11 protein-coding genes and 2 tRNA genes are annotated in these 12,530 nt (G+C 59.5%); 8 read left to right on the top strand and 5 right to left on the bottom strand.

Going from position 1 to position 12,530, the window contains the following annotated elements; translation table 11 throughout:
* Positions 1-31 precede the first annotated feature (31 nt).
* Entirely contained in the window at positions 32-1,042 is a 1,011-nt protein-coding gene (locus U5A05_RS09960) for an Ldh family oxidoreductase (protein ID WP_321836234.1), read from the bottom strand.
* A gap of 133 nt (positions 1,043-1,175) precedes the next feature.
* Here U5A05_RS09960 and U5A05_RS09955 point away from each other — a divergent pair, with 133 nt between their 5' ends.
* The 6 genes from U5A05_RS09955 (at position 1,176) to U5A05_RS09930 (ending at position 6,443) form a co-directional block, all read left to right on the top strand.
* Positions 1,176-2,051, top strand: a complete 876-nt coding sequence (locus U5A05_RS09955) for a MurR/RpiR family transcriptional regulator (protein WP_321836233.1) — start codon at positions 1,176-1,178, stop codon at positions 2,049-2,051.
* A gap of 13 nt (positions 2,052-2,064) precedes the next feature.
* Positions 2,065-2,820 (top strand): transporter substrate-binding domain-containing protein, encoded by a 756-nt coding sequence (locus U5A05_RS09950; protein WP_261741936.1) that lies wholly within the window; start codon positions 2,065-2,067, stop codon positions 2,818-2,820.
* A gap of 104 nt (positions 2,821-2,924) precedes the next feature.
* Positions 2,925-3,644, top strand: a complete 720-nt coding sequence (locus tag U5A05_RS09945) for an ABC transporter permease (protein ID WP_261741935.1) — start codon at positions 2,925-2,927, stop codon at positions 3,642-3,644.
* Positions 3,641-4,351, top strand: a complete 711-nt coding sequence (locus U5A05_RS09940) for an ABC transporter permease (RefSeq protein WP_261741934.1) — start codon at positions 3,641-3,643, stop codon at positions 4,349-4,351. Before U5A05_RS09945 ends, U5A05_RS09940 begins: the two co-directional genes overlap by 4 nt.
* Before the next feature lie 48 nt (positions 4,352-4,399).
* Positions 4,400-5,641 carry an NAD(P)/FAD-dependent oxidoreductase gene (locus U5A05_RS09935; protein ID WP_321836232.1) on the top strand — a complete coding sequence of 414 codons (1,242 nt, stop codon included), beginning with the start codon at positions 4,400-4,402 and terminating at the stop codon, positions 5,639-5,641.
* 16 nt (positions 5,642-5,657) lie between these two features.
* On the top strand, positions 5,658-6,443 hold the full coding sequence (locus U5A05_RS09930; RefSeq protein ID WP_315968154.1) for an amino acid ABC transporter ATP-binding protein: 786 nt from the start codon (positions 5,658-5,660) through the stop codon (positions 6,441-6,443).
* A gap of 94 nt (positions 6,444-6,537) precedes the next feature.
* Here the strand turns inward: U5A05_RS09930 and U5A05_RS09925 are convergent, their stop codons facing one another.
* Positions 6,538-8,574, bottom strand: coding sequence for an NADPH-dependent 2,4-dienoyl-CoA reductase (locus tag U5A05_RS09925; RefSeq protein ID WP_321836231.1), 2,037 nt, complete (start codon positions 8,572-8,574; stop codon positions 6,538-6,540).
* A 210-nt stretch (positions 8,575-8,784) separates the two neighbouring features.
* Here U5A05_RS09925 and U5A05_RS09920 point away from each other — a divergent pair, with 210 nt between their 5' ends.
* Together U5A05_RS09920 and U5A05_RS09915 are read left to right on the top strand one after the other, a co-directional pair.
* Positions 8,785-9,915 (top strand): nitrilase-related carbon-nitrogen hydrolase, encoded by a 1,131-nt coding sequence (locus U5A05_RS09920; protein ID WP_261741931.1) that lies wholly within the window; start codon positions 8,785-8,787, stop codon positions 9,913-9,915.
* Between the two features lie 4 nt (positions 9,916-9,919).
* Complete coding sequence (locus U5A05_RS09915; protein ID WP_321836230.1) at positions 9,920-10,960, top strand: AraC family transcriptional regulator; 1,041 nt, start codon at positions 9,920-9,922, stop codon at positions 10,958-10,960.
* Between the two features lie 238 nt (positions 10,961-11,198).
* Here U5A05_RS09915 and U5A05_RS09910 read toward each other — a convergent pair whose 3' ends face one another.
* From U5A05_RS09910 to U5A05_RS09900, 3 genes are all read right to left on the bottom strand, one after another.
* Complete coding sequence (locus U5A05_RS09910) at positions 11,199-12,065, bottom strand: DUF2242 domain-containing protein (RefSeq protein WP_321836229.1); 867 nt, start codon at positions 12,063-12,065, stop codon at positions 11,199-11,201.
* A 175-nt stretch (positions 12,066-12,240) separates the two neighbouring features.
* A tRNA-Asp gene (locus U5A05_RS09905) sits at positions 12,241-12,317 on the bottom strand.
* A gap of 102 nt (positions 12,318-12,419) precedes the next feature.
* A tRNA-Asp gene (locus U5A05_RS09900) sits at positions 12,420-12,496 on the bottom strand.
* Positions 12,497-12,530: the final 34 nt, after the last annotated feature.

Genomic DNA, 12,530 nt, shown 5'->3' with positions numbered 1-12,530 from the left:
TGAGGAGCGAAGCGGCTACGAGGGGCCGGGGTTACCCCGCCAATTCGCGCAATTTGGCCAGTTCTTCAGCACCCAGCGGGATACCCTCGCTCAACGATTTGGCCCGTTCGATAAAACGCCGATCACCCGGCATGCGCTCAAGGCCGACCGCATGCATTTGGCGCACCAGTTCGGCGCTGCGCTGGGCGAAGCTGTTGCCGCCGGATTTGCTCGGGTCAATCACAATCAGCAACTGACCAGTCCACGGGGTCTGCGCGCCCGGATGTTTGGACCAGTCGAATTCAAACGAGAAGTTGCCACCGGTCAGGGCCGCTGCCAGCAACTCGACCATCATCGACAGCGCTGACCCCTTGTGCCCGCCAAATGGCAACAAGGCGCCGCCGTCGAGAATGGCTTTAGGGTCTTGCGTCGGCTCACCCTGCTTGTCCACTCCCATGCCTGCAGGCAGCGAGTGGCCCTTGCGTGCGGCAATTTGCACATCGCCGTGGGCAATGGCACTGGTGGCCAGGTCAAATACGATCGGGTGGCCGTCTGCACGCGGTGCGGCGAAAGCAATCGGGTTAGTCCCGAACAGAGGCCTTTGCGCGCCGTGGGGCACCACGCAGGTCATGCTGTTAACCACGCTCAAAGCCACCAGGCCTTCCTCGGCAAACGGCTCAACATCAGGCCATAGCGCGGCAAAGTGATGTGAGTTACGAATCGCCAGTACCGCAATCCCGGCGCTGCGGGCTTTTTCCACCAGCAATTGACGGGCGGACTCCAGCGCGGGTTGGGCAAAGCCACCGGCTGCATCCACGCGGATAAAGCCCGAGGCCACGTCTTCAACCACCGGAACGGCCTGGCCGTCGACCCAATGACTGGCCAGCGATGACAGATACCCCGGAATGCGGAACACGCCATGACTGTAGGAACCATCGCGTTGCGCCCGTGCGCAGTTGTCGGCCAGTACCCGAGCAACCGATGCCGAGGTGCCATGACGCTCAAAAATCCGTTGCAGCAATGCGGTCAGTTCAGCGAGGGAAAGCGACTGCGTGGAAGACATTCTGGCGCTCCAATCTGATTATTTTTATCTGAGACAAACTATCCTTCGATGACAGTTCTCTGTCAATTGTTGACTTAATGACAGAAAACATTCACTTTCTGCTTCGCGCTGAAATAAAAACAGGAATGCAGTCGTGAGCCAGCCGATTAAACAACGCCTTGAAAGCAGTCTGTCAACCGCCGCCCCTTCGGGTCGGGCGATTGCCAGCTACATGCTGGCCAATCTTTACGAGCTGCCTTTTCAGACTGCCGCCGACATCGCCAGCAAACTGGGGGTCAGCGAATCCAGTGTCGGACGCTTTTGCCGCTCGTTGGGTTATAGCCATTTCAAAGACCTGAAAAATGATCTCAAGGACGACCTGGGCGATGGCCCGTGGCTGGTCGGTGATCGCTTGCAAGAATTCCGCCAGCAGTCGAGCCACAGCCCGCAAGCTTTACCGCGCAGCTTTGAGCTGGAAGTCGGTGCGCTGGTCAAGGTCTACGAATACAGCCTCACGCCACAGTGGCATACCGTCAGCCAGCGCCTGGCCACCCGGCGCAAGGTGTTTGTTGCAGGTTTCCAGACCGAACGCGGGATCGCCGCCTCGATGGTGCACTTGCTGCAATACCTGCGCGATGGCGTGCAACTGGTGGACGGCGCCGCCGGGCATTACGCCGACGTGCTGCTGTGCCCGCCAGAGGATTGCGCACTGGTGGTGTTTGAAGCCCGACGCTACTCGCGCCACGCCCAGCTGTTGTGCCGCAAGGCGCACGAAGCCGGAATCGACGTCACGCTGATCACCGATACCTTTTGTGACTGGGCAGACCAGACCGCCAATGAGGTGTTCCGCGTGCCCACCGAGTTCAACCTGTTCTGGGAGTCCACCGCGGCGATGCTGTCGCTGGTGCATTTGTTGATAAATGAAGTGTGCAAACAACTGGGACCAGACGTTGAGAAGCGTCTTGAGGCAACCGCGGCCTTACACAATGAGTTCGTGGGCTACACATCCTCACCCGGATCAAAACAATAAAACGAGGTGCTAGATGAAATACGTCATTCGCTTTGCAAGTGCATGTGCACTGGTGGCCGCTGTTGCAGCCAACGCTCACGCCGATACGCTGACTATCGCCACCGAAGGCGCCTACCCTCCATTCAACACCACCAACTCGGACGGCACGGTCTCGGGCTTTGACGTCGATATCACCAATGCCCTGTGCGAACGCATGAACGCACAATGCAAGATCGTTGCCCAGGATTGGGACGGCATCATTCCGGGACTGATGGCGAAAAAGTACGATGCCATCGTCGCATCGATGATCGTGACCGATGAACGCAAAAAGAAAATTGCGTTTACCAATCACTACTACCGCACCCCTCTGTCGATCGCCGTGCCCAAAGACTCTGACATCACCGATGCCCAGATCAACTTCAAGGGCCGCACCATCGGCGCCCAAGGCGCAGCAACCCAGGGCATTTATGCCGAAGATCACTACGAGAAAGCCGGCGCCAAGCTCAACCTCTACCCGACCCTGGACGAGGCCAATGCCGAGCTGAAAAACGGCCGCGTCGATGCAGTGATTGCCGACAAGTTCCCCCTGCTGGAGTGGATCAACAAGGCCAGCGACGACTGCTGCAAGATCATCGGTGACGTAGACGGCACCAATGCCGATGCAGCGATTGCAGTGCGCCAGAGCGACACGGTGCTGCGCGAGCGCTTTAACAAGGCTCTGGACGAAATCGTGGCTGACGGCACCTATAAAAAGATCTCCAGCAAGTACTTCGACTTCGACATTTACTGAGTCGCCTGCCCTCGTTTGAGGGCTTCCCTGCCAATGACCCTGCCCTGTGCACATAAGGTGCGCAGCGGCTGAATTTCGGCCCAATTTTGCCCGGGGATTCGAGCATGCTCGATCAACTCTCACTTCTTTCTTTCGCCAGTGGCGGCTGGGGCTCGGCCTTGCTCGCCGGGGCTATGGTCACCATTGCACTGGCCTTGAGCTGCCTGCCCATCGGTTTGCCACTGGGCCTGGCCGTGGCCGTAGCGGCACGCTCCAAAAACCGCTGGGTGCGGGCCTGGGCGACAACCTTTTCCACCGTCTTCCGTGGCTTGCCGGAACTGCTGACGCTGCTGATCATTTACTACGGTTGCCAGATCGCCGCGCAAAAGATCCTCGCCATGATGGGCTACGACGCGCAGGTCACGATCAATACCTTCGTTGCCGCGATGGTTGCCTTTAGCCTGGTGTTTGCCGCCTTCTCCAGCGAGATTTGGCTGGGCGCGTTCAAAACCATTCCCAAGGGCCAGTTTGAAGCCGCCTCGGCCCTGGGCCTGAGCAAATTCACCACATTCCGCAAGGTGGTGCTGCCACAACTGGCGCGCATCGCCCTGCCCGGCCTGTCGAACAACTGGTTGTCGCTGCTCAAGGACACCTCGCTGGTGTCGACCATCTCCCTGGTGGACTTGATGCGCCAAACCAACCTGGCCGTCAGCGTGACCAAGGACCCGATGCTGTTCTACAGCGTCGCGTGCCTGGGCTATCTGTTTTTCTCGGCGATTTCCGGGCGGCTGTTCAGCTTCCTTGAACGCTACTTCAGCCGCCATCAACGGAGCGCGCAGCCATGAGCCTGGCGGATCTGCAAAACATGTTTCTCAACCCCGACCTGCTGGAACGCTACGGCCCGCGCTTTATCGACGGGTTGCTGGTCACCGGCAAGCTGGTGGCGATTTCGTTCACCCTCGGCGCTTTGCTCGGCTTGCTGATTGCCTTGGGGCGTTTGTCCAGCAATCGCTTCCTGCGCAGCTTTACCGGCGCCTACGTGTACTTCTTCCGCGGCTCGCCGCTGCTGGCGCAACTGTTTTTGCTGTATTACGGCCTCGGCTCGTTCAAGGGCTTCTGGCAAGACGTGGGCTTGTGGTGGTTTTTCCGTGATGCCTGGTTCTGCACCCTGCTGGCCTTCACCCTCAATACCGCGGCCTATCAGGCCGAAATCCTGCGCGGCAGCATCCTTTCCGTGGCCCAGGGCCAGCGTGAAGCTTGCAAGGCGCTGAACCTGTCGCGCTGGACGGCCTTTCGCAAGATCATCCTGCCGCAATCGCTGCTGGTGGCTATCGGCCCGCTGGGCAATGAACTGATCCTGATGATCAAGGCCAGCGCCATCGCCTCGCTGGTGACCATTTACGACCTGATGGGCGTGACCAAGATGGCGTTCTCGCGCAGCTTCGATTTCCAGATCTACCTGTGGGCTGCCGTGCTGTACCTGCTGATCGTGGAAATCGTACGACGCAGCCTGAAGCTGATCGAAGGCCGCCTCGGCCGCCATTTGCAGTAAGCCCATTGTTCGGGCTGCGAACACGGCCCCCGATTTAAGGATTTGTTTATGCACTGCGACATCATCGTTCTGGGAGCCGGCATCGTCGGCGTCAGTACCGCGTTGCAACTCCAGGCCCGCGGGCGCAACGTCGTGCTGCTCGACCGCTCCCAGCCGGGCAGCGGCACCAGTCACGGCAATGCCGGGCTGATCGAGCGCGCCAGCGTTATCCCCTACTCGTTCCCGCGTGAAATCTCGCGCCTGCTGCGCTATGGCCTCAATCAGCAATCAGATGTGCGCTACAGCCTCAAGCATCTGCCAAAGGCCGGGCCGTGGTTGTTGAAATACTGGCAGCAGTCCGGCCCCAAGGAACTGGCCAAAGCCACCCGGGCCATGCTGCCGTTGATTGAAAAGTGCGTCAGCGAGCACGACCTGCTGGCCGAGCCTGCGGGCGTCACTTCGCTGATTGACGACAGTGGCTGGATCGAGGTCTACCGCACCCAGGCCGACTTCGACAAAGCCCAGCGCGACGCCGCGTCCCTGAGCGAGTTCAAGCTCAACTATCGGGTGCTCGGTGAGCAGCAAGTCCACGCCCTGGAGCCGGGCCTGCACACCGATGTGATCGGCGGCATTCACTGGCTCGACCCCAAGACCGTGAGCAATCCGGGCGGCCTGACCCAGGGCTACGCGCAACTGTTTGTCAAACGTGGCGGCAACTTTGTGACCGGCGATGCCACCAGCCTGCGGGCGACAGCCGGGCAATGGCAGGTCGAAAGCCAGAAAGGGCTGATTGTCGGTAACGAAGTGGTGATCGCCCTTGGACCGCAAGCACGGGAGATTTTCGAACCGCTGGGCTATCGCATTCCGCTGGCGATCAAGCGCGGATACCACATGCATTACGCCGCCAAGGATGGCCATACCATGCACCATCCGATTCTCGATTCGGTGGGTGGTTATGTCTTGGCGCCGATGGTTGGCGGTATTCGTCTGACCACCGGGATCGAATTTGCTGACAGCGATGACCCAATCAATGAAATCCAGCTGCGCCGTTGCGAAGCACGCGCCCAGCGCTTGTACCCGCTGGGTGAGCGTCTCGATGACGAGCCTTGGCTTGGACGCCGCCCGTGCCTGCCGGACATGTGCCCGGTGATTGGCCCAGGCAGTCGCCACAAGGGCCTGTGGTTCAACTTTGGGCATGCTCACCACGGCCTGACCCTGGGCCCCGTCAGCGGGCGCCTGCTGGCCGAAATGATGACCGGCGAAAAACCTTTCACCGACCCTGCGCCCTACAGCGCCGAGCGCTTTCACTGACACCTGGAGACACAACATGCACGCACAATCTGCTTACGTTCACTCTGTGTCACCCGTAACCGACACGCGCAAGGTGGTGGTGGATATTGCTGGGCTGAACAAGTACTACAGCGCCTTTCACGTACTCAAAGGCATCGACCTGAAAGTGCGTGAAGGTGAACGCATCGTGCTGTGCGGCCCTTCCGGCTCAGGCAAATCGACGCTGATCCGCTGTATCAACCGCCTGGAAATCGCCGAGCAGGGTCGCATCCTGATCAACGACACTGACCTGTCACTGCCAACTCGCGAAGCCGCTAAAGTGCGCAGCGAAATCGGAATGGTGTTTCAGCATTTCAACCTGTTCCCGCATATGAGCGTGATCGACAACTGCATCCTGGCGCCGATGTCGGTGCGCGGCCTGTCACGCAAAAAGGCGATTGAACTGGCGCAACATTTTCTGACCAAGGTCGGGATTGCCAGCCAAGCCGACAAGTACCCGAGCCAACTGTCCGGCGGGCAACAGCAACGCGTGGCCATCGCCCGTGCGCTGTGCATGGAACCGAAAATCATGCTGTTTGATGAGCCGACCTCGGCGTTGGACCCGGAAATGGTCAGCGAAGTGCTGGACGTGATGGTCAACCTGGCGGGCAGTGGCATGACCATGCTCTGCGTAACCCACGAAATGGGCTTCGCCCGCCAGGTGGCCGAGCGGGTGCTGTTCCTTGATGGCGGGATGGTGATCGAGGACTCGCCACCGGAACAGTTCTTCAACGCCCCAAAAAGCCCACGAGCCAAGGCGTTTTTAGCGCAGATCGTGCATTAAAAGCCCACTTTGTGTGGGCTGCAAAGGCAAATGCAGACCTGCGAAACGCCACGAATCAGCCCCCTCTCCCTCCGGGAGAGGGTTGAGGTGAGAGTTACAGTTGCGCCGCCAGTCTCGACCCTTGATTAATCGCACGCTTGGCATCCAGCTCCGCTGCCACATCCGCACCACCGATCAAATGCACGCTCTGCCCCGCTGCTACCAGGCCATCGTGCAGTTCGCGCAACGGGTCTTGCCCGGCGCAAATCACGATATTGTCCACCGGCAACAATTGCGGCTCGCCTTCACCAATGCGGATATGCAACCCGGCATCATCAATGCTCAGGTAGTCCACGCTATTGAGCATCTGCACTTGCTTGTTTTTCAGGCCCGCGCGATGAATCCAGCCAGTGGTTTTGCCCAGACCATCACCAACCTTGGTTTTTTTGCGTTGCAGCAGGAACACCTGACGCGCCGGGGCATGCACCTCGGGCTTGATCCCGGCAACACCGCCGCGGGCTTCAAGCGCGGTGTCGATGCCCCACTCTTTCCAGAACGCGTCTCGGTCCTGGCTGGTGGAAACGCCCTGATGCACAAGGAACTCGGACACATCAAAACCAATCCCGCCCGCACCAATCACTGCCACCTTGGCACCTACCGGCTTGCGCTCCAGGATCACGTCCAGGTAGCTCAGCACCTTGGGATTGTCGATGCCCGGAATCGCCGGGGTACGCGGTGCGATACCAGTAGCCAGGATGATTTCGTCAAAGCCGCCATCCACCAGCTGCTGCACATCCACCCGGGTATTGAGGCACAGCTCGACACCGGTGGTTTGCAGCTTGCGCTTGAAGTAACGCAGGGTTTCAAAGAACTCTTCCTTGCCCGGTACGCGCTTGGCCACGTTGAACTGACCGCCAATCTCGCTGGCCGAGTCAAACAGCGTCACCGCATGCCCGCGCTCGGCCGCTACGGTAGCGGCTGACAACCCGGCAGGGCCAGCACCGACCACGGCGATTTTTTTCACCGCAATGGTTGGCAGGTAGTTGAGTTCCGTTTCGTGGCAGGCACGAGGGTTGACCAGACAGCTGGTCAGCTTGCCGCCGAAGGTGTGGTCCAGGCAGGCCTGGTTGCAGCCGATGCAGGTATTGATCTCATCACTGCGCCCGGCCGCTGCCTTGTTGACGAACTCCGGGTCGGCCAGAAACGGACGGGCCATGGACACCATGTCCGCATCGCCTTCGGCCAGGATCTGCTCGGCAATTTCCGGGGTATTAATACGGTTGGTGGTGATCAACGGCACATTGACCGAGCCACGCAGCTTGGCCGTCACCTTGCTGAACGCGCCGCGCGGCACCTTGGTGGCAATGGTCGGGATGCGTGCTTCGTGCCAGCCAATCCCGGTATTGATCAGGGTCGCACCGGCCGACTCGACGGCCTTGGCCAGTTGCACCACTTCTTCCCAGATACTGCCGCCGGCTACCAGATCGAGCATCGACAGGCGATAAATGATGATGAAGTTCGGACCTGCGGCTTCACGCACACGGCGCACGATTTCCACGGGCAGGCGCATGCGATTTTCGTAACTACCACCCCAGCGATCAGTGCGCTGGTTGGTGTGCGCAGCGAGAAACTGGTTAATCAGATAGCCTTCGGAACCCATGATCTCGACACCGTCATAACCGGCGCTCTGGGCCAGTTTGGCGCAGGTCACGAAGTCGCTGATTTGTTTCTCGATGCCCTCTTCATCCAGTTCCTTGGGCGTGAACGGGTTGATCGGTGCCTGAATCGCACTCGGTGCCACCTGGCGCGGGCTGTAGGCATAACGCCCGGCGTGGAGGATCTGCAGGCAAATCTTGCCCCCGGCATCGTGCACCGCCCGAGTCACGACCACATGCTTTTCTGCTTCTTCGACCGTGCTCAGCTTGGCCGCGCCGCTGTACACCCCCCCTTCATCGTTGGGCGCAATGCCGCCGGTCACGATCAGGCCGACACCGCCTCTGGCACGCTCGGCAAAGTAGGCGGCCATACGCTCAAAACCACCGGGCTTTTCTTCAAGGCCGGTGTGCATCGAGCCCATCAGGCTGCGGTTGCGCAAGGTGGTAAAGCCCAGATCCAGCGGGGCGAGTAAATGCGGGTAGTGAGTGGCGGTCATCAGAAAGCTCCACAACGGGCTAAATCACGGGACGCGGGATGCTCTGCGGCTCCCGTCGTTGATGTGAGGCACAGTAAAGACTCAGCAGACCCCACTCAATGACCCAAACTAACAAATTATTAACCCAAATGCGCAGCACCCCTTGGCAAGCCTGCAGGCGCCGCCTACCCTAGACGTCGAATTCCGCTGAAAGCTGTCTGTTCTATTTCTATGCGCAAACTAATTGGCTGCACCTTACTGATCGCTCTTGTCGCCGCAATCGGCGGCTATGCCTACTGGACCACGCAACGAGATGTTGGCCATTACCTTTCTGACCTGCGCATCGAGCTGGCCATTAACGAGGGCGTCAATAATGACCGTGGCAACCTGCTGGGTATCGAACCCGACCTGTCCCCACGCGACTATCAGAGCCTGGAGCTGGTCCATCTAAAGCTGGCCGCTTACCTCAATACCGCCCGCGATGCAGGCTTGCTCAACGCTAAAACCGTGGTGGTATTACCGGAACACATCGGTTCCTGGCTGATGTTTCGCGGCGAGAAAAACCAGCTGTATCAAGCTGAAAACCTGAACCAAGCGATGCAATGGCTGGCCATGAGCAATCCCTTGGCCTTTGCCAATGCCTGGCTGCGTGCCGACGGTGAAAGCCGGGTCAACGATGCGCACTTGCGCATGAAAGCCGACAGCATGGCGGCTGACTACCAGACGCTGTTCGGCGGTCTGGCCAAAGAGTTCGGCGTGACTTTGGTGGCCGGTAGCATTGCGCTGCCTGCACCGCGTATCGAGAACGGCAAGCTGCTGCCCGGCACTGGCCCGCTGTACAACAGCAGTGTTGTGTTTGATAGAGACGGTGCAGCGCTGGGCACTCCCCAACGCCAGTTGTTGCCGACCTATGAAGAGCAAAGCTATATCCAGCCGAGCCCCGACCATGAGCTGAACGTGGTGGATACCCCGGCCGGGCGCCTGGGCATCCTGATCGGCAGCGACAGCTGGTACCCCGAGAACTACCGCACACTGAACGAGAAAGGTGTGCAACTGATTGCCGTACCCGCGTTTATCGTAGGCAAAACCACTTGGGATAAACCTTGGGGTGGCTACAAAAGCGTATCGACGCCCAGCGAAATCAGCCTCAAGCCCGGCGAAGTCACCGAGGGCGATGCCTGGCACCGCCTGACCCTGATCAGCAGCCTGCCCATCAGCACCGCCGAAGCGGGCGTGACCGTGTTTTTACGCGGCAAGTTCTGGGACAAGCACAGCACCGGCTTGGGCTTTATCAGCCGCAATGGCCAGACCAGCCCGGATCAGCCCGGCACTGGCGCCCGCCTGCTGAACCTCTGGCTATAGAGCGATGAAACCGCTGCCAATGCGCTTGGGGGATCTTTCGGTCGGGTTTGTTCAATCGCTGGCCGACGCCGTTCGCAGTTGTGGTCAAGACCCTGCGCCCTTGCTCGAACAGTTCGGGCTTGACCCGGCCCGACTGGCCCAGCCACTGGCGCGCTTGTCGATCCCGCGCTACATGCGCCTGGGGCACGCGGCGATTACCCTGACCGGCGACCCGGCGTTAGGTTTGCGCATGGGCCAGCTCAGCCGCTTGAGCCAGGTCGGGCTGGCCGGTGTCACCGCGGCCCAGGCACCCACGGTGCGGGAGGCGGCACGCACCCTGATTCGCTTTGAGCCCCTTTACGGCTCCAACTACCGCGGCCAGTCAAGCCTGCACGAAGACGCCCAAGGCGCTTGGCTGCGTTTTTACTCCATCAGTCCGTACAACGCCTATAACCGCTTTGTGGTGGACTCGATCATTTGCGGCTGGTTGCAACACCTGTCATCGGTCGCGGCCAGGCCTTTGAGCTGCGAACAGATCGACATTGAATTCAGCGAGCCGGAGTACGCACATCGTTACAGCGTGCTCTGCAGCCCGGCAATCCACTTTCGGGCCGAGACCAACCAGTTGCGGCTGAACCATGCCACCCTCGATCTGCGCAACCCGCAGCACTGCCCGAGCACCTGGGCCTACTTGCTGCAATTGTGCGAACGCGAACTGGAACAACTGACCCGCACCCGCAGCCTGCGTGAGCGCATCACACAACTGCTGGGACCGTTGCTCAATGGCGGCCGGGAGCCCGACCTGGAAGAAGTGGCGGCACGCCTCAAGCTGCCAACCTGGACCCTGCGCCGCAAGCTTGCCGAGGAAGGCACGCAGTTTCGCGCCATTCTCAATGACACACGGCGCGACCTCGCCATGACCTATATCCGTGACACGGAATTGGCCTTCGGTGAAATCGCTTATTTGTTGGGGTTTGCCTCAGCCGAGGCGTTTCAAAGGGCTTTCAAGCGCTGGAACGCGCAGACGCCGGGGGAATACCGGCGGCGTCAGCGCCAATCGGCATGAAGCGGTGCCGGGCTCAAAGCTCGGTCGCGTCGTCAGCCGGGTCCAGCGGGTCAAGTTCAAAAGCCTGATACTCAAGCAGCTCTTCCTGATAGTCGTCCATTGCAGCATCCCTTTTCAGTCTGTTTGTTTAATTACTGCCTGAGCATAAAGTGCCCACGTGAAGGAAAAATGACACCTTCGCGGGCCCTGTCACAACTCATTTATAAACGTAGCAGAGCTTTTGAGATTTACTGCACATTTATTGGCCGGTAGAAGGCTCTACGGCGGCAGGCGCAGGGGTAGACGCAGGCTCGGCCGCGGGCGTTACCGGCTTGGCCGGCTCAGGCAGCTCGGCTGCCGGCTTGACCTCCGGGGTAACCGTCACTGGCGCTGGCGCAGGCACAACCGGAGCCACAGGCGTCACAGCTGGAGCTGGCAGCACAGGCTCACTCACAGGCGCCACTACTGGCACTGACAGAGTGGCTGGCTCTGCAGCAGGAGCAGGCGCTGCTGTTTCGGCCTTGGCGGGCGCAGGCTCGGGCACTCCCAGTTCAGGCTTGGGCTTTTCAGGAACAGGCGGTGCTTTTTCCACTTCCTTGGGCTTGGGCAGGAACACTTCAACCAGGCCAAAAAAGCGGTCATAGAACTGAGGTGAAGACACGGTCTCGCTGGCGACTTTAACCATTGAGTCATCCGTGGAGCCAATTGGCATCGACACCGACCCCAGCACGCCGACTCCCAGACTGGCCGAGTTGTTGACCTTTTTCAGCGCATAACGATCCTGCAGCGCGTTGGCAAACATGGTGGCGTGATGCTGCGAACCACCATCGTCGGCGCACACCACGTTAAAGCTGATCTCCAGGTGGCTTTCGCCGGTTTGCTGGAAACTCTTGTGGCCGCTGATAATTTTCGGGTCGCTGCTGGTGATGATGTAGCCCTGACTCAGCAAGGCACGGCGTGCCGCCTCACAAGAAGCTTTGTCGGTCACCGGGTAGTTACGCGAAAACGTCCCTGAGTCATCAAAGCTTTCATGCTCATAGATTGCTGTTTTCTTCGTTGAACAACCTGCGAGTCCAGCCAGCACGAGGGCGACTACCACGGCACGCACGGGGAATGACATAAGCATTAAAGATCCTGAAGAGAACGGTACAGGCCGTATTGTGCATCAGTTCACGACAAGCGCGCAGTTTGATTGCGTGCGTTGTGGCTACAGGTTGTTACAAAAACCCGGACACAAAAAAAGCGACCCGAAGGTCGCTTTCTTTGCAGCTTCAGAGAGTTCAAGGGCTCTGAAGCAAATATGGCGCAGCGGACGGGACTCGAACCCGCGACCCCCGGCGTGACAGGCCGGTATTCTAACCGACTGAACTACCGCTGCGTATCGCTCGGACTTGCGTCCGTTTGAAACTTTTAAAACCTGTGACTGAAGAGCTTCGGTGCTTTTCAATCGCAAACCAGGCGAACCTGATTTGTACAAATATGGCGCAGCGGACGGGACTCGAACCCGCGACCCCCGGCGTGACAGGCCGGTATTCTAACCGACTGAACTACCGCTGCGCGTCGGTGGTAGCTCCTTTCGGAACGACCTTTC

Source organism: Pseudomonas kulmbachensis (assembly GCF_963681935.1).
In the GTDB taxonomy this organism is placed as follows: Bacteria; Pseudomonadota; Gammaproteobacteria; order Pseudomonadales; family Pseudomonadaceae; genus Aquipseudomonas; species Aquipseudomonas kulmbachensis.
This window is presented reverse-complemented; position numbering and strand designations above follow the sequence as displayed.